This is a genomic window from Luteimonas sp. KH_071 (assembly GCF_057838005.1).
This window is the reverse complement of record NZ_CM174458.1, coordinates 2122792-2147818: the sequence shown is the minus strand read 5'-3', so window position 1 is coordinate 2147818 and position 25027 is coordinate 2122792. Positions and strand designations below refer to the sequence as shown.

Annotated in this window: 16 protein-coding genes; 8 read left to right on the top strand and 8 right to left on the bottom strand. The window is 66.8% G+C overall.

Annotated features, from left to right (window positions below):
- Positions 1-8 precede the first annotated feature (8 nt).
- From epmA to pbpC, 6 genes are all read left to right on the top strand, one after another.
- Positions 9-974, top strand: coding sequence for an EF-P lysine aminoacylase EpmA (gene epmA / locus AC3IRM_RS09980; protein ID WP_489205897.1), 966 nt, complete (start codon positions 9-11; stop codon positions 972-974).
- 446 nt (positions 975-1420) lie between these two features.
- The gene (locus AC3IRM_RS09975; RefSeq protein WP_489203021.1) at positions 1421-1825 is read left to right on the top strand and encodes a hypothetical protein; all 405 of its coding nucleotides are present in this window, start codon (positions 1421-1423) and stop codon (positions 1823-1825) included.
- A 188-nt stretch (positions 1826-2013) separates the two neighbouring features.
- Positions 2014-3075, top strand: a complete 1062-nt coding sequence (mtnA, locus tag AC3IRM_RS09970) for an S-methyl-5-thioribose-1-phosphate isomerase (RefSeq protein WP_489203020.1) — start codon at positions 2014-2016, stop codon at positions 3073-3075.
- A 247-nt stretch (positions 3076-3322) separates the two neighbouring features.
- Positions 3323-6034: a DNA gyrase subunit A gene (gyrA, locus tag AC3IRM_RS09965; RefSeq protein ID WP_489203019.1), complete on the top strand. Its 2712-nt coding sequence runs from the start codon at positions 3323-3325 to the stop codon at positions 6032-6034.
- Between the two features lie 396 nt (positions 6035-6430).
- A complete protein-coding gene (locus AC3IRM_RS09960; protein WP_489205896.1) occupies positions 6431-11323 on the top strand; it encodes an alpha-2-macroglobulin family protein in 4893 nt (1630 codons plus the stop codon).
- A gap of 60 nt (positions 11324-11383) precedes the next feature.
- Positions 11384-13816, top strand: coding sequence for a penicillin-binding protein 1C (pbpC, locus tag AC3IRM_RS09955; protein ID WP_489203018.1), 2433 nt, complete (start codon positions 11384-11386; stop codon positions 13814-13816).
- Between the two features lie 385 nt (positions 13817-14201).
- Here the strand turns inward: pbpC and AC3IRM_RS09950 are convergent, their stop codons facing one another.
- Positions 14202-14681 (bottom strand): peroxiredoxin, encoded by a 480-nt coding sequence (locus tag AC3IRM_RS09950; protein WP_489203017.1) that lies wholly within the window; start codon positions 14679-14681, stop codon positions 14202-14204.
- 140 nt (positions 14682-14821) lie between these two features.
- On the opposite strand from AC3IRM_RS09950, the gene AC3IRM_RS09945 reads away from it, so the two are divergent.
- Positions 14822-15328 (top strand): Hsp20/alpha crystallin family protein, encoded by a 507-nt coding sequence (locus AC3IRM_RS09945; protein ID WP_489203016.1) that lies wholly within the window; start codon positions 14822-14824, stop codon positions 15326-15328.
- 152 nt (positions 15329-15480) lie between these two features.
- Positions 15481-16386, top strand: a complete 906-nt coding sequence (locus AC3IRM_RS09940; protein WP_489205895.1) for a DnaJ C-terminal domain-containing protein — start codon at positions 15481-15483, stop codon at positions 16384-16386.
- A gap of 204 nt (positions 16387-16590) precedes the next feature.
- Here AC3IRM_RS09940 and AC3IRM_RS09935 read toward each other — a convergent pair whose 3' ends face one another.
- The 7 genes from AC3IRM_RS09935 to AC3IRM_RS09905 form a co-directional block, all read right to left on the bottom strand.
- Complete coding sequence (locus AC3IRM_RS09935; RefSeq protein WP_489203015.1) at positions 16591-16971, bottom strand: response regulator; 381 nt, start codon at positions 16969-16971, stop codon at positions 16591-16593.
- Between the two features lie 66 nt (positions 16972-17037).
- On the bottom strand, positions 17038-18030 hold the full coding sequence (locus AC3IRM_RS09930; protein ID WP_489203014.1) for an acrylyl-CoA reductase family protein: 993 nt from the start codon (positions 18028-18030) through the stop codon (positions 17038-17040).
- 16 nt (positions 18031-18046) lie between these two features.
- Positions 18047-18340 carry a GIY-YIG nuclease family protein gene (locus AC3IRM_RS09925; RefSeq protein ID WP_489203013.1) on the bottom strand — a complete coding sequence of 98 codons (294 nt, stop codon included), beginning with the start codon at positions 18338-18340 and terminating at the stop codon, positions 18047-18049.
- A 251-nt stretch (positions 18341-18591) separates the two neighbouring features.
- On the bottom strand, positions 18592-19185 hold the full coding sequence (locus AC3IRM_RS09920; RefSeq protein ID WP_489203012.1) for an LOG family protein: 594 nt from the start codon (positions 19183-19185) through the stop codon (positions 18592-18594).
- Between the two features lie 116 nt (positions 19186-19301).
- Positions 19302-20738: a dihydrolipoyl dehydrogenase gene (gene lpdA, locus AC3IRM_RS09915; RefSeq protein ID WP_489203011.1), complete on the bottom strand. Its 1437-nt coding sequence runs from the start codon at positions 20736-20738 to the stop codon at positions 19302-19304.
- A gap of 117 nt (positions 20739-20855) precedes the next feature.
- A complete protein-coding gene (gene sucB / locus AC3IRM_RS09910) occupies positions 20856-22094 on the bottom strand; it encodes a dihydrolipoyllysine-residue succinyltransferase (protein ID WP_489203010.1) in 1239 nt (412 codons plus the stop codon).
- A gap of 57 nt (positions 22095-22151) precedes the next feature.
- Positions 22152-24992, bottom strand: coding sequence for a 2-oxoglutarate dehydrogenase E1 component (locus AC3IRM_RS09905; RefSeq protein ID WP_489203009.1), 2841 nt, complete (start codon positions 24990-24992; stop codon positions 22152-22154).
- Positions 24993-25027: the final 35 nt, after the last annotated feature.

Here is a 25027-nt window from a genome sequence, read left to right as displayed (position 1 = left end):
GTCTTTCGATGCTGCCCTCTGCGAGCTTCGACACCCTGCGCCTGCGCGCGCGGCTCAACACGACGTTGCGCGGCTTCTTCGCCGAACGCTGCGTGCCTGAAGTCGAGACGCCCATGCTCTCGCAGGCCGGCAACACCGACCCGAATGTCGCCAGTTTCCGCACGGAGTTCGGCGGGCACGTGTCGGCCGGCCCGCGCACACGTTGGCTGCGCACGTCGCCCGAGTTCCCGCTCAAGCGCCTGCTCGCCGCCGGCTTTGGCGACTGCTACGAGCTCGGACGCGTGTTCCGCGACGGCGAAGCCGGCGGCCGCCACAATCCCGAATTCACGATGCTGGAGTGGTATCGCGTCGGCTGGGACCAGCATCGATTGGCCGACGAAACGGTTGACCTCGTGCAGGGCGCACTCGCGCTTGTCGACCGGCGTGCGGAGGTGATGCAGACGACGTACCGCGCCCTGTATCTGGACGCGCTGGGCCTCGATCCGGTGACCGCGTCCGACGCCGAACTGCAGGCGGCGCTCGGTAGCGTGCAGATCGATCCCGAAGGCCTCACCCGCGACGACTGGCTGGACCTGCTGATGACGCATCGCATCCAGCCGGCGAATCCCGTCGACCGGATCCTCGTCGTTCACGACTACCCGGCCTCGCAATGCATGCTCGCGCGCATCGCCGATCGCGAGGGCGTCCCGGTGGCCGAGCGCTTCGAGCTGTATCTCGGGGCGCTGGAACTCGCCAACGGCTATCACGAACTCGCAGACGTCGCGGAGCAACGCGCGCGCTTCGAGCGGGATCATGCGGTGCGTGGGTCGCGGGGTGATGCGTTGCCGGCAATCGATGAGGCCTTGCTGGCCGCGCTGGATTCGGGATTCCCGGATTGCGCGGGTGTGGCGCTGGGAGTCGATCGTTTGATGATGGCGATGTTGGGGACGGGGCGGATCGCCGATGTGGTCGCATTCGATTTTGTGCGGGCCTAGCGGCATGCGCGCCTGTGTTTAGCTCCGGGAATCCATTGTCTTCATAGCCGCGTTTTTCGACAGACGCGTGTCTGGTAAGTCGGGCATCCATCTGGATACTGATCTGGCTTCGGCTTCGGCTTCGGCTTCGGCTTCGGCTTCGGCTTCGGCTTCGGCTTCGTCTTCGGCTGTGGCTGTCGCTGTCGCTGTGGCTGTGGCCTCTGCTTTTGCCCGTGCTTTTGACTTGAATCGAGCCGTAGAGCGAGCCGAGCACCGGAGCCTGGCGTGGCCGAAGAGCAGCCCATGTCTGAGCGCAGCGAGTTTGGGCTGCGTGCCGCGTCAGGCGAGGAGCGGAGGGGACCGATGCGGCTGTATCGCATCGGCTCGCGTCCGGCGAAGGGACCTTTTGGTTCCTTTTGGGTCCATCCAAAAGGGACTCGCACGCGCAGCGGGCGAAAGCCCCGCACTTGCTTGAGCTTTTCGGCCCTGGCCTTGGCTTCCCCATTGGCGCTACGCGCTCTGAAGCGAAACGCTCGCTTCGCGAAGATCAAGTACAGGGCTTCCGCGCTGTCGCGCGGCTTACTTTTGTCTTGGCAAAAGTAAGCAAAACCGTCTTCGCCGGACGCGATCCGCCGCGATACAGCCGCGGCGGTTCCCTGCGCTTCTCGGGCAGCGGGGCACGCAGCCCAAACTCGCTACGCTCAGACATGGGCTGCTCTTCGACCCCGCCGCCCTGCGATGCTCGGCTCGCTCTACGGCTCGATTCAAATCAAAAGCCGAAGCAAGAAGCCAAGGCCAAGGCCAAGGCGAAAGCCAAAGCCAAAGCCAAAGCCAACGCCAAAGCCAACGCGGGGAGCTGGAGCCGAATCTGAGACTAAAACAAGATCAAGATGGATTCCCGCCTGACCAGACGTACGTCTGTTGAAAGCCGCGGGGATGACGGATTCTGCAAGCTGGCTGTAGGCCTCTTCGACGAGCGCGCGCACAAGCAGCATTAAGCGCATGAGGCCACATCAATCCCAACAACAGCAATCCAACATCCCCGATTTACAATGCCCCCATGATCACATCCCCCCTCGATTTCGACCGCTACGACCACATCCGCCCGATCCTCTGGACAGGCGACACGCTCGAACTACTGGACCAGCGGAAACTGCCGTTCGTCGTCGAGCACGTGTCCTGCACCACCAGCGACGAGGTCGCGCAGGCGATCCATGCGCTGACGGTACGCGGCGCGCCGGCGATCGGCATCGCGGCGGCATGGGGCGCGGTGCTGGGCGCGCGCGACATCGAGGCGGACGACGGTGAGACGGCGCTGATGAAGCTCGAGCCGGCGTTGCAGCGGCTCAATGCCGCGCGGCCGACGGCGGTGAATCTGGCCTGGGCGCTGGCGCGGATGCGGCGTGTGCTGGCGACATCGGGCGCCGACTGGCGTGAGGTGCTGGCGCGTGAGGCACAGGCGATCGCCGAAGAAGATCTCGCGGCGAACCGGCTCATGGGCGCGCTCGGCGCGGAACTGATCGCGCCCGGCAGTGGCGTCATGACCCATTGCAATACCGGCTCGCTGGCGACGGCTGGCTTCGGGACCGCGCTGGGCGTGATCCGCGCGGGCATGGCGCAGGGACGCATCGGCAAGGTGTTCGCCGGCGAGACGCGGCCGTGGTTGCAGGGCGCGCGCCTGACGGTGTGGGAGCTGCAGCAGGACGGCATCGACGCGACGCTGATCGCCGATTCCGCAGCTGCGCATCTGATGAAGACCGGCGCGGTGCAGTGGATCGTGGTCGGCGCCGATCGCATCTGCGCGAACGGCGATACCGCGAACAAGATCGGCACTTATCAGCTGGCCATTGCCGCGCGGCACCACGGCGTCAAGTTCATGGTGGTCGCGCCGTCGTCGACCGTCGACATGGACACCGCATCGGGCGATCTGATCGAGATCGAGCAGCGCGATCCGGGCGAGCTGTTCGGCATCGGCGGCACGCGCACCGTGGCCGAAGGCATCCAGGCCTGGAATCCGGTGTTCGACGTGACGCCGGGCGAGCTGATCGATGCGATCGTGACCGAACAGGGCGTCGTCGAACGACCGTCCACCGCCTCGATGCAGGCGCTGTTCAAGGCCTGATGCCCGCGGACTGTGATGCGCGTGCATGCGCGTCATTCGCTGCCTGCACTGCATTCGCCGGAAAGCACGACTTCGAACTCGCGCAAGTGATTGTTTTTGCGTCGGAAAGGCGGCCTGTGAGGGCCGCTTTTGTGCTAACATTTCCTGTCGTTTTGATCGCGTTGCCGGCGGCCGGTACGCGCCGCGTTGGTGCCTTGCGCCCAGCGCCGGAAATCCGGACCGCGTAGACAGGATGCAAACCCTCTAGATGGTCGATTCCGCGAAAGAAATCATCCCCGTCAACCTCGAAGACGAGATGCGCCGCAGCTACCTCGATTACGCGATGAGCGTGATCGTGGGACGCGCACTCCCCGACGTCCGCGATGGCCTCAAGCCGGTCCACCGTCGCGTGCTGTTCGCGATGCACGAGCTCGGCGCGCACAGCAACAAGGCGTACTTCAAGTCGGCGCGTATCGTCGGTGACGTCATCGGCAAGTACCACCCGCATGGCGACCAGTCGGTGTACGACACGCTGGTGCGCATGGCCCAGCCGTTCTCGCTGCGCTACATGCTGGTCGACGGCCAGGGCAACTTCGGTTCGGTCGACGGCGATTCCGCAGCGGCGATGCGTTACACCGAGTCGCGCATGTCGCGCCTCAGCCACGAGCTGATGGCCGACATCGACAAGGAAACGGTCAATTTCCAGCTCAATTACGACGAGAAGGAAAGCGAGCCGACGGTCATGCCGACCCGGTTCCCGAACCTGCTGGTCAACGGTTCGGCGGGTATCGCGGTCGGCATGGCGACCAACATCCCGCCGCACAACCTCGGCGAGGTCATCGATGCGCTGGTCGCATTGATCGACAATCCCGAAATCGATATCGACGGGTTGATGGAATACATCCCCGGCCCCGATTTTCCGACCGCGGGCATCATCAACGGCGTCGGCGGCATCCATCTGGCGTACCGCACCGGCCGTGGCCGCGTGCGCATGCGTGCACGTGCCGATATCGAAGTCGCGGACAACGGCCGTGAGGCGATTGCGGTCACCGAGATTCCCTACCAGGTCAACAAGGCGCGGCTGATCGAGAAGATCGCCGAGCTGGTGAAGGAAAAGAAGCTCGAAGGCATCAGCGAGCTGCGCGACGAGTCCGACAAGGACGGCATGCGCATCTACATCGAGATCAAGCGCGGCGACTCGGCCGATGTCGTGCTCAACAACCTCTATTCGCAGACGCAGATGGAGTCGGTGTTCGGCATCAACATGGTGGCGCTGGTCGACGGCCGCCCGCAGCTGCTGAACCTCAAGCAGATCCTCGAAGCCTTCGTCCGTCACCGCCGTGAGGTGGTCACGCGCCGGACGATCTTCGAGCTGCGCAAGGCGCGTGCACGCGCCCACATCCTCGAAGGCCTGACGGTCGCGCTCGCGAACATCGACGAGATGATCGAGCTGATCAAGACGTCCGAGAATCCGCAGGTCGCCAAGGAGCGGATGCTCGCCCGGCGCTGGGAAGCCGGGCTGGTGGGCTCGCTGCTCGGCGCAGCCGGTGCCGAGGCGTCGCGTCCGGAGGATCTGCCCGATGGCGTCGGCCTCATCGACGGCCGCTACCAGCTGACCGAGGTCCAGGCGCAGCAGATCCTCGAGATGCGTCTGCATCGCCTGACCGGGCTGGAGCAGGACCGCCTCACAGACGAATACAAGCTGCTGCTGGAGGCGATCCGCGGCCTCATCGAAATCCTCGAGAACCCGGACGTGCTGCTGGACGTCATCCGCACCGAGCTGCGCAACGTCAAGGAAGAGTTCGGTGATGCGCGCCGCAGCGAGATCCGCGCCAGTGAGGAGGATCTCGACATCCTCGACCTCATCGCGCCCGAGGACGTGGTGGTCACGCTGTCGCATTCCGGCTACGCCAAGCGTCAGCCGGTCAGCGCCTATCGCGCGCAGAAGCGCGGTGGCCGCGGCCGCAACGCGGCAGCGACGAAGGACGAGGATTTCATCGAGCAGCTGTGGCTGGTCAACACGCACGACACGCTGCTGACATTCACCAGCGCGGGCCGCGTGTTCTGGCTGCCGGTGCACCAGTTGCCCGATGCCGGCCCGAATGCGCGCGGCCGTCCGATCATCAACTGGATCCCGCTGGAAGCCAACGAGAAGGTCCAGGCCGTGGTGCCGGTGCGCGAGTACGCCGCCGACCAGTTCGTGTTCTTCGCCACCCGTGCGGGCACGGTCAAGAAGACGCCGCTCACCGAATTCGCCTATCGCCTGGCGCGCGGCAAGATCGCGATCCGTCTCGACGAGGGCGATGCGCTGATCGGCGTGGCGCTGACCGATGGCGACAAGGACGTCCTGCTGTTCGCGTCGAACGGCAAGACGGTGCGCTTCGGTGAGGACCGCGTGCGTTCGATGGGCCGTACCGCCGGCGGCGTGCGCGGCATCCGTCTGACGAAGGGCGAGCAGGTGGTCAGCCTGATCGTGTCCGAGAGCGCCGGCGGCATCGAGGACGAATCCGAGGACGCCGTCGAAGACACGGGTATCGAGACGACGGCCGGCGACGTCGCGGTCGAAACCGGTGCGGGCGACGACATTCCCTACATCCTCACCGCGACCGAGAACGGCTACGGCAAGCGCACGCCGTTGTCGGAATACCCGCGCAAGGGGCGTGGCACGCAGGGCGTCATCGGTATCCAGACCACCGACCGCAATGGTCCGCTGGTCGGCGCGGTGCTGCTGCGCAACCACGACGAAGTGCTGCTGATCTCCAATGGCGGCACGCTCGTGCGTACCCGCGCCTCGGAGATCGCGCGCGTGGGCCGCAACACCCAGGGCGTGACCCTGATGCGCGTGTCCAAGGACGAGCGCCTGCAGGGCATCGAGCGCGTGGACGGCTCGATCGTCGACGTCAGCGATGACGACATCGATGCACTGCCGCCGGGCGAGACGCCGACGACGGATGCAACGAGCGCGTCGCCTGACGCCTGATCCGTTTCGAGTGATGAAAAAGGGCCGGCATTGCCGGCCCTTTTTTTTGCGGATGTTCCCGACACGCATCGTCGCGAGCGAGCGACCGACGAATCGAACGGTGGGACGGGCCCCGCGCCCTGTGGGGTGGGGAGACAGACTTGCGCGCCACTGGCTGTGTGCGGAGGGGGGATTGCGGTGAGGGCAGACGCCCGCGCGACCCCCGGTTGCCGAGGAATTCAATGCGCCCGCCGCGCCACCCGGAGGCATCCGAACCCTGACCCGACGCCGCGCCGAAACGGCACGCTGTCCACACATCGACTGCCCCCGGAACGCCGCACCCGCGGCCTATACTCGCGGCCAACGCCCATCGGAGCACAGCGGATGTCCTTCGGAACCGAACGCGCATCGCTGCGCATGCGCCATCTGCTGGCAGGCCTGACCGTCCTGCTCCTCGCGTTCGGGCTGGCGGCGTGCAAGCGCGAGCCAACCGGTCAGACGCCCGGTGTCAGTGGCGAGGCGATCCAGACCGATCGCGAGACGATCGAAGGCTTCGGCCTGGTGCGTGCGTTCCCCGACCAGCGCGACGGTGCACTGGCGCTGGCGCTCGAATTCTCCGAACCGCTCGTCGGCACGCAGGATTTCGACGCGCTGGTGACCTTCGCCGACGGCGCCGCCCGCGAGGGCAGCTGGACGCTCGATGACGACGCCAGGATTCTGCGTTTCCCGCATGTCGAAGCGAACCGCGATTACACCGTGCGCCTGTCCGCCAAACTGGCCTCGGCAGGCGGCGACACGCTCGGCGCCGATGTCGAACGCAAGGTGTTCACCGGCGAACTCGACCCGGTTGTCGGCTTCGCTTCGCAGGGCAGCGTGCTGCCTGCCAAGGAGTCGCGCGGCCTGCCGATCGTCTCGATCAACGTGACCGAGGTGGATGTCGAATTCCTGCGCGTCGACGACGACTCCCTGCCTGCATTCCTGACCCAGTACCAGCGCGGCGGCCGCCGCGGCAGCTGGGAACTGGACAACCGCTGGGGCGAGAACACGCCATTGTCGAAGCTGGCCAAGCCGGTCTACGTCAACCGCTTCGCGATCGACGGCGCGCGCAACGAACGCGTGCTGACCTATCTGCCGTTGCAGGAGATCCGCGAGTTGCAGCAGCCGGGTCTGTACTTCGCGGTGATGAAGCGCGCCGGCGCGTTCGCCGATCAGTACGAAACGGCGTTCTTCACCGTCAGCGACATCGGCCTGCACGCGCGCGCCTACGGCGAGAAGCTGTTCGTGCATACCGCGTCGCTGCACAACGGCGCGCCGATCGGCAGCGCCGAGCTGAAGGTGCTCGACGCGAAAGGCGCGACCGTCTACCGCGCCAGCTCCGATGCCAAGGGCAACGCGATGCTCGATTACGCGCTGGACGCCGGCCACGTGCTCGTCGCCAGCCGCGGCAGCGATGTGTCGTTGCTGCCGTTCAACCAGCCCGCGCTGGACCTGTCGGAGTTCGCGGTCAGCGGCCGCGAACAGGCCTGGTTCGACGTGTTCGCGTGGTCGGGTCGCGATCTCTACCGCCCCGGCGAAACCGTGCGCGTGTCGGCGTTGCTGCGCGATCAGGATGGGCGACCGGTTGCGGCGAAGGACGGTCGCTCGCAGTCTTTGTTTGCGCGCCTGCGTCAGCCCGACGGCAAGACCTTCTTCGAAACCCGCGTCGAGCCGGGCGAGAGCGGCTACTTCCGGTTCGAGCGCGAGATTCCGGTCGATGCGCCTACCGGGAGCTGGCGCGTCGAATTCCGCACCGATCCTGCCGCGCGCGAGGCCGTGCAGGGCATGACGTTGCGCATCGAGGAGTTCCTGCCCGAGCGCATGAAGCTTGATCTCGATGCGCAGGCAACATTGCGACCGGGTGAGCCCCTGAAGCTGCAGGCGACTGGCGCCTATCTCTACGGCGCGCCGGCCAGCGGCAACCGGTTCACCGCGCGCCTGGCGCTGGCCGTGGAGCGTTCGCCGCTCGAAGGCCTTCCCGGTTTCGTATTCGGCGATGCGACGGTCGACCTGCCGCGCGAGGCCAAGGATGTCTTTGAAGGCACATTCGATGCGCAGGGTCGCCTGACGACGGACATTCCGTTGCCGGAAGAAGCCAGGCCCACAACGCCGATCGCCGCGATCGTGTCCGGCAGCCTGTACGAGACCGGTGGGCGCAGCGTCAACCGCACGCTCAAGCGCGTGCTGTGGCCGGCCGACGCGCTGGTCGGCGTGCGTCCGCTGTTCGAACCCGGCGATGGCGCCGATCCCAACACCAACGCGCGCTTCGAACTGACCCGCGTCGGCGCCGACGGCAAGCCGCGGCCGCAGGCGGGGCTCAAGGTGTCGTTGATCCGCGAGCATCGCGATTACCACTGGCGCAACGACGATGCCGGCTGGCGTTACGAGTTCACGCGTCGCTTCGAGACGGTGGAGACGCGCACGCTCGATGCCGGCAGCGATGCCACGCGTTTCGATTTCCCGGTGGAGTGGGGCGAATACCGTATCGATGTCGAGGATCCGGCGACGAAGCTGGTGTCGCGCTATCCGTTCCGCGCCGGCTGGAGCTGGGACGACGGCAACCGCGGCCTCGACGCGCGCCCGGACAAGGTCAAGGTCGCGCTCGACAAGGCGGGCTATCGCGCTGGCGACACGATGCGCGTGACGGTGACGCCGCCGCATCCGGGCAAGGGCCTGCTGATGGTCGAAAGCGACCGCATGCTTTACCTGCACGAGATCGACGCCAAGCCGGGCAGCACGTACGACATCCCGGTCACCGAGGACTGGGAGCGGCACGATGTCTACGTGACGGCGCTGGTCTTCCGTGGCGGCAGCGCCACCAGCACGGTCACGCCGGCGCGCGCGGTCGGCGTGGCGCATGTGCCGATGGAGCGTCGCGAGCGACGTGTCGCCGTCGGCCTGAAGGCGCCGGAACTCACGCGCCCCGAAGTCCCGATGCAGGTCACCGTCAGCGCGCCGCAGCTGGCCGGGCAGGACGCCTGGGTCACCGTGTCGGCGGTGGATGTCGGCATCCTCAACATCACCCGCTTCCCGGTGCCCGATGCCTGGACGCATTTCTTCGCGCAGCGCCGGTTCGGCGTGGATGCCTTTGATCTCTACGGCCGGGTGATCGAGAGTTTCGAAGGCGGCACCGCGCGCCTGCGCTTCGGCGGTGATGCGCCGCTGGCCGCGTTGCCGCAGGCGCGGCGTCCGACCGCGCGCGTGCAGACGGTCGATCTGTTCGCGGGGCCGGTGAAGCTCGATGCGCGCGGCAATGCGCGCGTACCGCTGCAGCTGCCTGACTTCAACGGCACGTTGCGGGTCTCCGCGCTGGTGTGGTCGGCGGATCGCTACGGCAGCCGCGATGTCGAAACCGTCGTGCGCGCGCCTCTGGTGGCCGAGGCCAGCATGCCGCGGGTCATGGCGCCGGGTGACACCAGCACGGTGACGCTGGATCTGAGCAACTTCAGCGGGCGCGCCGGCAGCTTCGACGTGCGCGTCGACGGCGTCGGCCCGCTGGCGATCGGCGGGGGCAGCCGCAAGGTGGAACTGGGCGTCGACGGCAAGACCACGTTGAGCTTTCAGCTGACCGCGCAGGAGGGCTACACCGTCGCCAAGGTGCGCGTGCGCGTGAACGGTAGTGGCGTCCGTGTGGATCGCAGTTACGACCTGCCGGTGCGTCCGGCGTGGCCGGCAATGCTGCGTTCGAGCACCCGCGTGCTCGACGGCGCGACACCGGTGACGCTGGATACCGGCCTGATGGATGGCCTGATGGCCGGTTCGGTCAACGCGCGCTTCACCGTCAGCGCGCTGCCACCGATTCCGTTCGCGGCGGCGATCACCGGTGCGCTGTCGTACCCCTATGGCTGCGCGGAACAGACCACCAGCCGCGGCTACGCAGCGCTGCAGCTCGACGATGCCACGGTGTCGATGCTCGGCATCCAGGGCGTGGATGCGGCCAAGCGCCGGCAGTTCGTCGAGGCCGCGTTCGGGCGCCTCGCATCGATGCAGGTCGGCACCGGGCACTTCTCGATGTGGGGCAGCGACGGCTACGTCAATCCGATGCTGACCCCGTACATCGTCGAGTTCCTGCTCGACGCGCGCGATGCCGGATTCTCGGTGCCAGACGTTGTGTTGCAGAAATCGCTGGAGCGCCTCGGCGAGGATCTGCTCTCGGGCGGCAACGAGTTCTACGGCCAGGACCACCGCGAGCATCTGCGCTTCGCGTATCGCGCCTACGCGGGCTACGTGCTGGCACGCGTGAACCGTGCGCCGCTGGGCACGCTGCGCGCGCTCTACGACAACGACCGTGGCCGCACGCTCAGCGGCCTGCCGCTGGTGCACCTGGGCCTCGCGCTGTCGCTGCAGGGCGACAAGGCGCGTGGCGAGCGGGCGGTGCAGGCCGGGTTCGACTTCAAGGGCGATCGTCCGGGCTACCTGTGGGACTACGGCACGCCGTTGCGCGACTCCTCGCTGATGATCGCGCTGACCCACGAGCGCGGCGTGGCGAAGCCCGCGTTCGACGCGCGCGCGGTCGACATCGGTCGCGAGGTCGATGTGCGTCGCAACCGCGGCTGGATGTACCTCAGCACGCAGGAGCAGATCGCGCTCGCGCGCCTCGGCCGTGCCTTGTCGTCCGACCAGCGCAAGCGTGTCGGCGGCACGCTGCGCGAAGGCGACGTGGACGAGGCCGTGGCGCCCGCGACGATTGTCGGCCGCGCCTACGACGAGGCCGGCCTGCGCCGCGGCGTGCGCTTCACGCCGCAGGGTGAGCCGCCGATGTACGGCAGCATCGACGTCGCCGGCGTGCCGCGCCAGGCGCCAGCCGCCGATGCCAGCGTGCTCAAGGTCGAGCGCCGGCTCTACGGCACCGACGGCAAGCCGTGGACGCCGGGACCGCTGAAGGAGGGCGAAGCGCTGATCGTCGCGCTCTCGGTCGTCGCCGACCGCGACATGCCCGACGCGCTGCTGACCGACCTGCTGCCGGCGGGCCTGGAGGTCGAGAACTTCAACCTGGGCGATGCGAAGCAGTGGGCGGATGTGGTCGTCGACGGCATCCGGATCACCGAGCGCGGCAGTGCGGCGACGGTGCAGCACGAGGAATACCGCGACGACCGCTACGTCGCCGCGCTCAAGCTCGACAGCGGCCGCACCGCGCGCGTGTTCTACCTCGTACGTGCGGTGAGCCCGGGCATGTACACCGCGCCGCCCCCGCTGGTCGAGGACATGTACCGGCCGCAGTTGCGCGGCGTGGGTACCTCGGTGCCGGCGCGGATCACGGTGGTGCAGCCTTGAACGGTCCGTTCGACGGCGTCTGCGGGATTGCCCTCTGCGGATACATGACGGTGGAGATGCATGTCCTCTCCGCCGTCATTCCCGCGTAGGCGGGAATCCAGCGCCTTGATTGACGCAGGTGCGAAACGGCGCAACCGGGCAGGGCAGGTGTGGCGCGGCGTCGCGCCATGGTTGCGCTGGGGCACGGTCACCCTTCTGCTGACGCTGCTGGCACTCGATCTCGCATTCTCACCGCAACTGCCGACACGCGCCGACACCAGCGTCGTCGTGGTCGCACGTGACGGCACGCCGTTGCGCGCGTTCGCCGACGCCGACGGCGTCTGGCGGCATCCAGCCACGCCGGACACGGTGTCGCCGCTGTATCTGCAGGCGCTGCTCGGTTATGAGGATCGCTGGTTCCGGCGGCATCCGGGCATCAATCCCTGGGCGCTCGCACGCGCCGCCGGGCAGTGGACGCGGGGCGGGCGCATCGTCTCTGGTGGCTCGACGCTGACGATGCAGGTCGCGCGCATCCTCGATCCGCAGCCGCGCGGCCGCACCGTGAGCGGGAAGTTCGTGCAGATGCTGCGCGCGGTGCAGCTGGAAGCGCATCTGTCCAAGGACGAGATCCTCGCGCTGTATCTGACGCGCGCACCGTTCGGCGGCACGATCGAAGGCGTGGAGGCCGCGAGCTGGGCCTATCTCGGCAAGTCGGCCGCGCAGCTTTCGCATGCCGAGGCCGCGCTGCTTGCGGTGTTGCCGCAGGCGCCGAGCCGGCTGCGCCCGGATCGCGAACCCGAGGCCGCACGGGCGGCACGCGACAAGGTGCTCGAACGCATGGCGACGCTGGGCGTGTGGTCGCGCGCCGAGGTCGACGACGCCAAGGTCGAAGCGGTCGTCGCACGCAGCCTGCGCCAGCCGATGCACGCCGCCCTGCTTGCGCAGCGCCTGCGCGAATCCGCCCCGCGGCAGGCGCGCATCGTGTCGACGATCGACATCGGTCTGCAACGCGTGCTCGAGCAGCGCGTCTCGAGTTACTTCTCGCAACTGCCCGAGCGCACGTCGGCCGCGTTGCTGGTCGTCGACAACCGCACGCTGGAGGCGCAGGCCTATGTCGGTTCGGTGGCGTTCGGCGATCGCGCGCGGCTCGGGCATGTCGACATGGTCCGCGCGTGGCGATCGCCGGGGTCCACGCTCAAGCCGTTCCTCTATGGCATGGCGCTCGATGACGGCCTGATCCATTCCGGCAGCCTGATGAGCGATGCGCCACAGTCCTTCGACGGCTACCGCCCCGGCAACTTCGATGCCGCGTTCAACGGCCCGGTCGCGGCGGACGACGCATTGCGGCTGTCGCTCAACGTGCCCGCGGTCGATCTGCTCGATCGCGTGGGGCCCGCACGCTTCGCGGCGCGGCTCGACAACGCCGGCGTCACGCTGCGCTTTCCGCGTGGCGCGGCGCCGAACCTGTCGCTGATTCTCGGTGGCACCGGGGCGACGCTGGAGCAGCTGGTCGGCGCCCACGCCGCGTTGCATCGCAATGGCATCGCCGGCCGTGTGCGCCTGACGCCCGAGTCTCCGCTGGTCGAACGCCGGCTGATGTCGCCGGGCGCGGCCTGGATCGTGCGTGAGATCCTCGAATCGAATCCGCGCCCGGGCGAGCGCATCGAGACCTTCGACACCGGCGCCCGCCCGCGCGTGTCGTGGAAGACCGGCACCAGCTACGGCTACCGCGATGCCTGGGCGATCGGCGGTACGCATCGCTACACCGTTGGCGTCTGGGTCGGACGGCCGGACGGCACGCCGCTGCCGGGCCAGTACGGTGCAGTGACCGCATTGCCGCTGCTGTTCGAGACCGTCGACAGCCTGCCTCGCGACCGCAGCGATGCCGTACGTGCGCCGCCACCGGGCAACGTGCGCGAGGTCGAAATTTGCTGGCCGCTCGGCACCGCCGCGGACACGCAGACCGATGCGCTCTGCCAACGCCGACGTGATGCCTGGACGCTCGACGGCAATGTGCCACCGACACTGGCGGAGCGGGATGCAAACCGCTGGGGCGCGGGCATCGTGCGCTTCGATGTCGATGCGGGCAGTGGGCTGCGTCTGTCGGCGGACTGCAGCGCACCGCACCTGCGACGCAGCGCCGAGGTCGCCCGATGGCCAGCGCTGGTTGCGCCATGGCTATCGGACACCACGCGCCAGGCGTCCAGACTGCCTGCGCTGGCACCCGACTGCGTCCCCGACGGACGTGACGCGTCTGAAGCGCTGCACATCGAAGGTCTGACGCCCGGCACGCTGTTGGCGCGGCCACCGAACAGTACCCACGGCGTGCGCCTGCAGTTGCGCGCGCTCGGCAGCGAGGGGCGCGTGCAATGGTTGCTCAATGGGCGATGGATCGGCGAGACGCGTGGGACGCAATGGCTGCGGCACGAGTTCGATACGCCGGGCGCACACACGCTGACCGCGCTCGCGGATGACGGCGCGTGGCGCAGCGTGGATTTCCGGGTGGCGGAGTAGGCACACTCGAAACCGCCCTGGCTCCAGCGTGCAATCAGCGCAGACAATCATCCGCTTCAATCAACGCCGAAACCGTTATCCCAGCGCACGCTGGACACGCTGTTCAACAGCCGGATGGCGGGTCATTCTGCTTCCCCACACATTCGCCAGGATCAGGATGGGCCCCAGCTCGACCAGACGTCCGTCTGTTGAGAACCGCTGGGGGCACGATCCGAGATCCATCTGCGTTTGAAGATGTTGCTTTGAAGCGTGTCGAAGATCTCGCTCAAGTCGCTGGACCCGGCCTGCGCCGGGGCGACGTTCTCTCGACACGTCGTCCCGGCGCAGGCCGGGACCCGGCGACTTCGATCTCAGCGACTTCTTTGCCTGCAGCGTTCGCCAACACTCACCCGAGGTTCGCTAGCACATGCTCCGCCGACGACACCTTGAACTCGCCCGGCGATTCGACGAAGAGCTGCTTGACCACGCCGTCGTCGGCATACAGCGCGAAGCGCTTCGCGCGCAGGCCCATGCCGTAGGCGCTGGCATCCATCTCCAGGCCCATCGCCTTGACCAGGTCGCCGTTGCCGTCGGAGACCATCTGCAGGCCATCCGGCACGCCCGCGCTTTCGCCCCAGGCCTGCATGACGAAGGGATCGTTGACCGCGATGCAGATGACGTCGATGCCGCGCTTGCGGAATGTCTCGAAGTGTTCGACGAAGCCGGGCAGGTGATGTTCAGAGCAGGTCGGCGTGAACGCGCCGGGCACGGCGAACAGGACAACCTGCTTGCCGGTGAACAGCGTTGGTGTGTCGATAACGCGCACGCCGTCGTGGATGTGCTTGAGCGTGACTTCGGGGATCGTGTCGCCGATCTGGATGGTCATGTGGGTGCGGTCCGGGGGAGGGTGAATGGAAGTCTAGCCGCTCATGGCGTGAGGTCGTGGCGATGCTTGAAAGCCGTGCGGCCGATCCCAGATCGGGCACATCGCGGCCTACGGTGCCGCCCCCAGATCGGAGTCATTCCATGCGCCATGAAGCATTCCGCACCAACACCGCTCGCCAGCCGGGTCAGGGCACTTCGCCGCGTCTGCACGAGGAGATGCGCCAGTTCCTGCAGCAGTTCGTCCACGGCGATGCCGACGCGTCGTCGGTCGTCACCAGCGAATGGACGCCCCGCGTCGACATCCGCGAGGAGCGCTCGCGGTTCGTGATCCTGGCCGACCTGCCGGGCATCGATCCGGCGCAGGTCGAGATCTGGATGGACAAGGGTGTGCTGAGCCTGAAGGGCGAGCGCGCGCCGGCCATCGGTGATGCGGCAGATGGTGAAGCCAACGAGGTCCGGTTCTCGCGCCTCGAGCGCACCACCGGGCGTTTCCATCGTCGTTTCACGCTACCCGACAGCGCCGATGCAGACGCGATCACCGCGAGCGGTCACCACGGCGTGCTGGAGATCAGCATCCCCAAGCGTGCCGAATCCACGCCGCGGCGCATCCAGGTCGGCGCAGCGCCGGAGGGGGGCACGCGCCAGTAAAGGTCGACCCGCAACTGTCGATCCGCGGTGGCCGCGCATCGGGCGGCCGCGGCAACCACGACGTCACGACGGCCTGCGGGTATCCTGCGGGCCGTCGCCGATCGTGGCGTTGAATGCCTGACGGGCTTGCGCCCGCACTGGACGTCAAACACATGCAGTTCAAGGATTACTACGGAATTCTCGGCGTCGAGCCCAATGCAGGCGATGCGGAGATCAAGACCGCGTATCGCCGGCTCGCGCGCAAATTCCACCCCGATGTCAGCAAGGAGCCGGGTGCGGAAGACACGTTCAAGTCGATCAACGAGGCCTACGAGGCGCTGCGCGACCCGGAAAAGCGCAAGGCCTACGACCAGCTCCGCGCGCGTGGCTATCGGCCGGGCGACGAGGTGCAACCGCCTCCGGGCGGCTTCGGCGGCGGGCCGGGCGGTGTGGATTTCGACGAGATCTTCGCCGGCGGTGGCGCGGGCGGCGGTTTCAGCGATTTCTTCGAACAGATGTTCGGCCGGCGCGCCGGTGGTTATGCCGGTCCGCAACAGCCCGGTCGCGGCGGACCGCAGCCGCGCGGCGACACGCGCGCGCGACTCGCGGTGACGCTGGAGACCATCCACCGCGGCGACAGCGTGCGCGTGCCGGTGATGGGCAAGACCTTCGAGGTCAGAATTCCGCGCGGCATCCGTCCGGGGCAGATCGTGCGTCTGCCGCGCCAGGGCCAGCAGGGCGGTGACCTGCTGCTGGAAATCGAATACGCCGCGCATCCGGATTTCGAGGTCGATGGCCGCAACATCATCCACACGCTGCCGATCGCGCCATGGGATGCCGCGCTCGGTGCGACGATCAGCGTCGCAACGCTCGGCGGTCATGTCGACCTGAAGATCCCGGCCAGTTCCGAAGCCGGACGCAAGTTACGCCTGCGCGGTCGCGGATTGCCGGGCACAGGCGGTGCACCGGACGGCGACCAGATCGTCGAACTGGAGATCCAGGCGCCGGTGGCGAAGGACATGCAACAGATCGCGGCCTACGAGGCGCTGCGCGATGCGTTCGCGATGGGGAAGAAGTGAGCTGACGCGAAAGCGTCGACGTAGCGTCTGGCTTGTCCGTTGGCGCGTGCGCCTATCGTCATCCCAGCGCTTTCAACAGACGAACCTATTGCCGAGCCGGGACCTGTCTCGAAGTCGCCGTTCTCTTTCAATCACGACGATCAAGATGGGCTACAAGGTGCGCCTGGGCGAGAGCCGAGGCGCCCCACCTAAGCCAGCGACGATTCAAGCGGCCGGCGCACCGCCCCCGATCGTCTTGAGAATCGCGTCCGACAGCTCGACTTCACTGAAGGGCTTGGTGAGGTAGGCCTTCGCGCCCTGACGCATGCCCCAGACGCGGTCGGTGTCCTGGTCCTTCGTGGTCACCAGGATGACCGGAATATGTGCGGTCGTCGGCTCACGGGTGATCGAACGCGTCGCCTGGAACCCGTTGAGGTTCGGCATCACCACGTCCATCAGGATCAGGTCCGGCAACTCGCGTTTGGCCGCGTCGACGCCGGCCTGGCCGTCCTCCGCGGTCAATGCCTCATGGCCGAGCTTTTCCACGATCCGCCGGATGCCCATCAACTGGGACGGCGAGTCGTCCACGATCAAAATACGTGCCATGGATTCCCCCTGATATGACGTCTGCGATTCTAGCGGCGCATTCAGCGCACGCGTGCGCAGGTGATATCAAAGCGTGACGAGCGTCCGCCCGAACGAGCCGCCGCCGAGCATCGTGTCGAATACAGCCGGCAATTCCGACAGGCCGACCTCGCGCGTGCAGATCGCATCGAGATGGCGCGGCTTCCAGTCGCTGGCGAGATGCTGCCAGACTGCGTCGCGCACATCGCGCAGCGTGCCCGCCGATGCCACGCCCAGCAGCGATACGCCGCGGATGATGAAGGGCATGACCGTCGCGTCGAGTTCTGCACTCGCGGCGAGCCCGGCGCTGGCCACGTTGCCGTAGGGCACCGTCTGCGCGAGCAGGCTGACCAGCATCGGGCCGCCGACGTTGTCGAGCCCGCCACCGAAACGCGCGGACTCCATCGGGCGCGTCGTGCCCAGCGCATCGCGACCGAGCACTTCGGACGCGCCGATCGTTTTCAGATAATTCGCGTGCTCGGTCTTGCCGCTGACTGCGTGCACTTCGAAACCCGCGCTGCTGAAGATGTCGACCGCGAGCGAGCCGACACCGCCGGTCGCGCCGGTCACCGCGAGCGGGCCGAGCGCGGGCGTCTGCCGGTTCTCGTGCATGCGCAACAACGCGAGCGCGGCGGTGAATCCGGCGGTGCCGAGGATCATGCTTTCGCGCAGGCTCAGCCCCGCGGGCAGGGGGACTGCCCATTTCGACTCGATGCGCGCATAGCGCGTGTAACCGCCGTCGCGTGTCTCGGACAGGCCACTGCCGGTGACGAGCACCGCGTCGCCTTCCTTGAACGCCGGGTCGCGCGAGGCGACGACATGCCCGGCGACATCGATACCGCCGACCAGCGGAAAGCGCCGCAGGATCTTGCCCTTGCCGGTGCCCGCGAGCGCGTCCTTGAAGTTCACCGACGAATGCGCGACCGCGATGTCGATCTCGCCATCGGCCAGATCGTCGATGGCGATCTGCTCGATGCCGCTGCGGTAACCGGCGTCGTCGTTGTGGATACGGAAGGCGTCGAAACGGTCGGGGATGGACATCCGGAAACCTCGTGTGTCAGATGAGGTGAGGATACAGGTCGTGCCAGTACGGATTGGCGTCCTCAATCAGTGCAAGCTTCCAGTCACGCTTCCATTCCTTGACCGCTTTCTCGCGTGCGATCGCGGATTCCATCGTCTCGTGGACTTCGTACCAAACCAGGATGTGGATGCGGTGTTGCCGGGTGAAGCCGGCGACCAGACCAGTTCTGTGTTGCCAAACGCGCTGCAAGATGTCTGAGGTGACACCGATATACAGCGTGCCGTTGCGGCCGCTCGCCAAGATGTAGACGCAGGGAATCCGTTCCCGCATTCGCTCGCTCGGTGGTGCATCGTTGCTTGATGCTAGTCAGCGGGCAGCTGTGCGGTAAGTCGCTGGATCCCGGCGTGCGCCGGGACGACGGTGCATGTGAGCGTCAGGCTTCTCCGCCGTCATTCCGCTGAGGCCGTGTGCGCTGAGGCTTTGGCCACCTTTTTTCTTGCTCGTCATCCCGGCGCACGCCGGGATCCAGCGCCTTCGAATCGAAGCGGCGGGCTACCGTCTTTGACCGGGCCGCAGACAACCTATCTAACAACACTCCGCCGCTTCTCGTCGATCCACTTGCTCGCCTGCGCCGGCTCGTACGCCCGCATCCACGCCAGCATCTCGTCGATGTCGCTGCCGTACCAGAGGTCCGCACGCTGGTCGGGGTGCAGGAAACGTTCCTCGACCATACGATCGATCATGCCGATCAGCGGCGCATAGAACCCGTCGACATCGAGAAAGGCGCAGGGCTTGTTGCCGATGCCCAGCTGGCGCCAGGTCAGCATCTCGAAGATTTCTTCCATCGTGCCGAAACCGCCGGGCAGGGTGACGAAGCCGTCGGAGAGTTCGAACATGCGCATCTTGCGCGCATGCATCGAATCGACGATCTCGAGTTCGGTCAGGCCGCGATGCGCGACTTCCCAATCGGCGAGCTGCTGCGGGATCACGCCGGTGACCTGGCCGCCGGCATCGAGCACGGCGTTGGCGACGGTGCCCATCAGGCCGACGTTGCCGCCGCCGTAGACCAGGCGCAGGCCGTCCTTCGCGAGGCGGTCGCCCAGCGCCATCGCGCGTTCGGCGTAGACGGGCTTGCTGCCGGCATTGGAACCGCAATAGACGCAGATCGATTTCATGCGCAGATGTCCTTGTAGTCGGAGGTGATCGCCCGCTGTCGCGCAGACGGTTTGCCGGGCCGGAAAGCAGGAAGGCTCCGCCTGGGCGGAGCCTTCTCAGGTCAGGGCGATGGAACTCAGTTCGCCTTGTGGATCGACCGCTTGTCGACCGCCATCGCCGCGTCGTGCACCACTTCCGACAGCGAGGGATGCGCGTGGCAGATGCGGGCGAGGTCGTCGGCCGAGCCGCTGAACTCCATCGTCAACACGCCTTCGTGCACGAGCTCGGAAACGTTCGCGCCCACGAGGTGCATGCCCAGCACGCGGTCGGTCTCGGCGTGCGCAAGCACCTTCACGAAGCCGGTCGCCTCGATCATCGCGACCGCACGGCCGTTGGCGGCGAACGGGAAGCTGCCCGCCTTGTACGGGATGCCTTCGTCCTTGAGCTGCTGCTCGGTCTTGCCCACCCAGGCGAGCTCCGGCTCGGTGTAGATGACCCACGGAATCGTGTCGAAGTTGACGTGGCCCGGCAGGCCGGCGATCAGCTCCGCCACCGCGATGCCTTCCTCGAAGCCCTTGTGCGCGAGCATGGGGCCGCGCACGCAGTCACCGACCGCCCACACGCCGTCCACGCCGGTGTGGCAGTGCGCATCGACTTCGATCTGGCCGCGCTCGTTGAGCTTCACGCCCGAACCTTCAGCCAGCAGGCCCTTGCTCGCAGCCTTGCGGCCCACGGCGACCAGCAGCTTGTCGACGGTGATCGTCTGCTCGCCATCCTTGTCGGCATAGCTGACCACGACTTCCTTCTTCTTGCCCTTGCCGGTGATTTCGGTCTTGGAGACCTTGGCGCCGAGCTTGATGTCGAGGCCCTGCTTCCTGAATTCCTTGAGCGCGACCTTGCCCACTTCGGCGTCCGCCAGTGCGAGGAAGTCGGGCATGGCTTCGAGGATCGTGACCTCGGCGCCGAGACGCTTCCACACGCTGCCGAGCTCGAGACCGATGACGCCGGCGCCGATGACCGCCAGACGCTTGGGCACTTCGGTGAAGTCCAGGCCGCCGACGTTGTCGACGATGGTGTCGCCGTCGAACTTCGCGAACGGCAGTTCGATCGAATCCGAACCGGCCGCGATGATCACGTTGGCGCCGGTCAGTTCGATCTCGGTGCCGTCGTGCTGCGCCACCTTGACCAGGCGATCGGCATGCAGCGTGGCGAAGCCGTAGTACGGCGTGACCTTGTTCGCCTTGAACAGCATCGCGATGCCGCCGGTGAACTGCTTCACGATCTTGTCCTTGCGGCCGATCATCGCTTCGACGTCGATCTTCGCGTCCTTGAAGCTGATGCCGTGGTCGCCAAAGATGTGGCCCATGTTCCAGAACTGGCGCGAGGAATCGAGCAGCGCCTTCGACGGAATGCAGCCCACACGCAGGCAGGTGCCGCCGAGCGCCGGCTTGCCGTCCTTGCCCAGCGCAGCGTCGATGCAGGCGACCTTCTTGCCGAGCTGCGCAGCGCGGATGGCGGCGTGGTAACCGGCCGGGCCGGCACCGATGACGACGACGTCGAATTGTTCAGCCATAGGGAATTCCTTCTTTCGATGCCTGCCGGGACGGGCAGGATGCCGATGCGGCGAATTTGGGGGTGCGGCGCGGGCGCCACAAGTGCGAACCCCCTCCGTGGAGGGGGTCGCGGCGCATCACATGCCGAGCAGCATGCGGTGCGGGTTTTCCAGCTGGTTCTTGATGTCGACCAGGAACAGCACCGCGTCCTTGCCGTCGATGATGCGGTGGTCGTAGGACAGCGCCAGATACATCATCGGCGCGGCGATCACCTGGCCGTTCTCGACGATGGCGCGCTCCTTGATGGCGTGCATACCCAGGATCGCCGACTGCGGCGGGTTGACGATCGGCGTCGACATCAGCGAGCCGAAGGTGCCGCCGTTGGTGATCGTGAACGTGCCGCCCTGCAGATCGTCCAGACCCAGCTTGCCGTCGCGCGCCTTCTTGGCGAAATCGGCGATGCCCTGCTCGATTTCAGCGAAGCCCTGGCGCTCGACGTTGCGCAGCACCGGCGTCACCAGGCCGCGATCGGTCGAGATGGCGACCGAGATGTCGGCGTAGCCGTGATAGATGATGTCGTTGCCGTCGACCGAGGCGTTCACCACCGGATACTTGGCCAGCGCATTGGCGGCGGCCTTGGCGAAGAAGCTCATGAAACCGAGCTTGATGCCGTAGTCCTTCTGGAATTGCTCGCCGAGCTCCTTGCGCAGCGCCATTACCTTGCCGAGATTCACCTCGTTGAACGAGGTCAGCATCGCGATGGATTCCTTCGACTGCATCAGACGCGCGGCGATGGTCTTGCGGATGCGGGTCATCGGCACACGCTCTTCCGGACGCGCGCCGCCGGACACGCCCGGGGTCTTGCCCGAGGCGTAGTTCAGCAGGTCTTCCTTGGTCACCGCGCCGCGGCGGCCGGTGCCTTCGACCTGCGAGGCGTCGATGCCCTTGGACTCGGCGGTGAAGCGCGCACCCGGCGGCAGGCCGTCGTTCTTGCCCGATGCGGTCTGCGGCTTGGTCGAGGCCGGCGCCTGGTCGTCGGCCTTCTTGGCTTCCGACTTCGGCTGCACTTCCTCGGCACCGGCGGCTGGTGCTTCCTTGTCCTGGGCGCCCGATTCGGCGGCCGGCGCTTCGGCGGTGGCACCTTCCTCGATGATCGCGATGACCTGCGCGCTGTTGACCGTCGCGCCTTCTTCGAACTTGATTTCCTTCAGCACGCCGTCAACGGTCGACGGGACTTCGAGGACGACCTTGTCGGTCTCCAGGTCGACGAGATTCTCGTCGCGCTTGACCGCATCGCCGGCCTTCTTGTGCCAGGTGGCGATGGTCGCGTCGGAGACGGATTCGGGCAGGACCGGGACTTTGATTTCAGTGGCCATGTGGCTTCCTGGAAAAGCGTTGAATGTGGGAAATAGGTGAGCGGGGTGCGCGCCGGATTACTCGGCGAGCACCTTGCCGGCGAGATCGTTGACCAGCGCATCGGCGATGAGCTGCGTCTGCTCGGCGACGTGGTCGTTGAAATGACCGACGGCGGGCGAGGGCGAACGTGCGCGACCGGCGTAATGCACCGACTGCTTGGGCCCGGAGCAGAACTCGAGGTGATGCTTGATCTGGTACCAGGCGCCCTGGTTCTGCGGCTCTTCCTGGCACCAGACCACCTCGGTGGCCTTCGGGAAGCGCTTGAGCTCGGCGGCCAGCAGTTCGCGCGGGAACGGATACAGCTGTTCCACGCGCAGCAGTGCGACGTTGTCGAGCGCCTGCTTGCGGGCTTCTTCCAGCAGGTCGTAATAGACCTTGCCCGAACACGCCACCACACGCGTGACCTTTTTCGGGTCGGCGTCGGTGTCGGGGATCAGGTGCTGGAACTCGCCGTTGGCCAGTTCCTCGAGCGAGGACACGGCCAGCTTGTGGCGCAGCAGCGACTTCGGCGTCATCACCACCAGCGGCTTGCGCGTGGTCATGCACAGCTGGCGACGGATCATGTGGAAGGCCTGCGCCGGCGTGGTCGGCACGCAGACCATCATGTTGTCGAGCGCGCACAGCTGCAGGAAGCGCTCAAGACGCGCCGAACTGTGCTCGGGGCCCTGGCCTTCGTAGCCGTGCGGCAGGAACAGCGCCAGACCGCACAGGCGATCCCACTTGGCTTCACCCGACGACAGGAACTGGTCGATGACCACCTGGGCGCCATTGGCGAAATCGCCGAACTGGCCCTCCCAGATGCACAGCGTGCCCGGCTCCGACGATGCGTAGCCGTACTCGAACGCCATGACCGCTTCCTCGCTGAGCAGCGAGTCGATGATCGTCGCGTCTTCGGGGTTCTGCACCAGCTCGCGCAGCGGCATGTAGTGCTCTCCGCTCTTCTGGTCGTGCAGCACCGCATGACGGTGGAAGAACGTGCCGCGACCGCTGTCCTGGCCCACCAGGCGCAGACGGTGGCCGGCGTCGAGCAGGGTGGCGTAGGCGAGATTCTCGGCAAAGCCCCAGTCACCGGCCTGCTCGCCGCGCGCCATCTTGCGGCGGTCGTCGTAGATCTTGGCGACGCGGGCCTGCAGCGTGATGGTGTCGGGCAGCGTGGTGATCCGGGTCGCCAGCGCCTTGAGCGTTTCGACCGACACCGTGGTGTCGAGCGTGTCGGTCAGGCGGCCGGCGAGATAGGGATCCCAGTCGATCGTCAGTTCGTAATCGCTCGGCTTGGCGTCGGCCAGCTCGACCGTGACTTCGCCTGCATCGAGCTTGTCGCGGTAACTGTCGACCACCGCCTTGGCCGCCGCTTCGTCCAGCACGCCTTCGGCCACCAGCTGCGCGGTGTAGAGCTCGCGCGGCGTCTTGTGCTTGCGGATCACCTGGTACATCAGCGGCTGGGTCGCGGCCGGCTCGTCGGCCTCGTTGTGGCCGTGGCGGCGGTAGCAGACGAGATCGATGACCACGTCCTTGCCGAACTGCTGGCGGAAGTCGTAGGCGAGTTCGGCGCAGAACACGACCGCTTCCGGGTCGTCCGCGTTCACGTGCAGGATGGGCGCGCCGACCATCTTGGCGACATCCGTGCAATACAGCGTGGAGCGCGCATCCTGCAGGTCGCTGGTCGTGAAGCCGACCTGGTTGTTGATGACCACGTGCACCGTGCCGCCGACCGCGAAACCGCGGGCCTGCGACATCTGGAACAGTTCCATGTTGACGCCCTGGCCGGCGAAAGCCGCGTCGCCGTGCAGCAGCACCGGCAGCACGAGCTTGCGCTCGGTGTCGCGGCGACGGTGCTGACGCGAACGCACGCTGCCGGCGACCACCGGGTTGACGATTTCCAGATGCGACGGGTTGAACGCCAGCGCCAGGTGAACCGGGCCGCCGGGCGTGGTCAGATCGGCCGAGAAGCCCATGTGGTACTTCACGTCGCCGGTGTGGGCGCGATCGCTGTCGTGGTGATCGAACTTGCCTTCGAATTCGTCGAACAGGATGCGCGGGCTCTTGCCCATCGCGTTGACCAGCACGTTGAGACGGCCGCGATGGGCCATGCCGATCACGATGTCCTTGACGCCTTCCTTGCCGGCGCGCTGGATCACGCTGTCGAGCAGCGGAATCAGCGCGTCGCCGCCTTCGAGCGAGAAGCGCTTCTGACCGACGTACTTGGTATGCAGGTAGCGCTCGAGACCCTCGGCCGCGGTCAGGCGCTCGAGGATGCGCTTCTTCTCCGTTTCGCTGCGTGCGAAACGGCCACCGGCCGCTTCGAGGCGCTGGTAGAGCCAGCTGCGCTGTTCGAAGTCGGGGATGTGCATGAACTCCGCGCCGATCTGGCTGGAGTAGGTGGTCTTGAGCAGCGCGAGCAGGTCGCGCAGCTTCATCCGCGGCTGGCCGCCCACGCCGCCCGTGCTGAACTCGTCGTCGAGGTCGGCATCGGTGAGCTGGTGGAAGGGCAGGCCCAGATCCGGCGGATTGAGCGGCGGCGCCAGATCCAGCGGATCGAGCTTGGCGCCCAGATGGCCGCGCGAGCGGTATGCCGTGATCAGGCGACCGACATGGCGTTCGCGTTCGTCGCCGGCAGCGCCGGGCGTCGACTCGACAACGCCGCGGAGCGCTTTGCGACCGGCTTCGGCCACGGCCGACACCACTGCGGAATGGGGGACATCGCCGGCTTCACGACCCTTGAAAGCATCGAACCAGCGCTTCCAGTCCGAACCGACGCTGTCGGGATCGACGAGGTACTGCTCGTACAGGTCTTCGATAAAGGCGGCATTGGCGCCGAACTGGGAGGACTGCGCAAACTGCTTCAGGAGACTGTCCACGTCGGGTGATTCGTGCTCGTTTGGAAAGGGCAGGG

What these genes read in the sequence shown, in the direction of transcription:
- AC3IRM_RS09960 (WP_489205896.1), top strand. Translation starts at nt 6,431, where the DNA reads ATGCGCCATCTGCTGGCAGGCCTGACCGTCCTGCTCCTCGCGTTCGGG.
- AC3IRM_RS09945 (WP_489203016.1), top strand. Translation starts at nt 14,822, where the DNA reads ATGCGCCATGAAGCATTCCGCACCAACACCGCTCGCCAGCCGGGTCAG.
- gyrA (WP_489203019.1), top strand. Translation starts at nt 3,323, where the DNA reads ATGGTCGATTCCGCGAAAGAAATCATCCCCGTCAACCTCGAAGACGAG.
- AC3IRM_RS09935 (WP_489203015.1), bottom strand. Translation starts at nt 16,971, where the DNA reads ATGGCACGTATTTTGATCGTGGACGACTCGCCGTCCCAGTTGATGGGC.
- mtnA (WP_489203020.1), top strand. Translation starts at nt 2,014, where the DNA reads ATGATCACATCCCCCCTCGATTTCGACCGCTACGACCACATCCGCCCG.
- AC3IRM_RS09930 (WP_489203014.1), bottom strand. Translation starts at nt 18,030, where the DNA reads ATGTCCATCCCCGACCGTTTCGACGCCTTCCGTATCCACAACGACGAC.
- pbpC (WP_489203018.1), top strand. Translation starts at nt 11,384, where the DNA reads ATGTCCTCTCCGCCGTCATTCCCGCGTAGGCGGGAATCCAGCGCCTTG.
- AC3IRM_RS09950 (WP_489203017.1), bottom strand. Translation starts at nt 14,681, where the DNA reads ATGACCATCCAGATCGGCGACACGATCCCCGAAGTCACGCTCAAGCAC.
- epmA (WP_489205897.1), top strand. Translation starts at nt 9, where the DNA reads ATGCTGCCCTCTGCGAGCTTCGACACCCTGCGCCTGCGCGCGCGGCTC.
- AC3IRM_RS09940 (WP_489205895.1), top strand. Translation starts at nt 15,481, where the DNA reads ATGCAGTTCAAGGATTACTACGGAATTCTCGGCGTCGAGCCCAATGCA.
- AC3IRM_RS09925 (WP_489203013.1), bottom strand. Translation starts at nt 18,340, where the DNA reads ATGCGGGAACGGATTCCCTGCGTCTACATCTTGGCGAGCGGCCGCAAC.
- lpdA (WP_489203011.1), bottom strand. Translation starts at nt 20,738, where the DNA reads ATGGCTGAACAATTCGACGTCGTCGTCATCGGTGCCGGCCCGGCCGGT.
- sucB (WP_489203010.1), bottom strand. Translation starts at nt 22,094, where the DNA reads ATGGCCACTGAAATCAAAGTCCCGGTCCTGCCCGAATCCGTCTCCGAC.
- AC3IRM_RS09920 (WP_489203012.1), bottom strand. Translation starts at nt 19,185, where the DNA reads ATGAAATCGATCTGCGTCTATTGCGGTTCCAATGCCGGCAGCAAGCCC.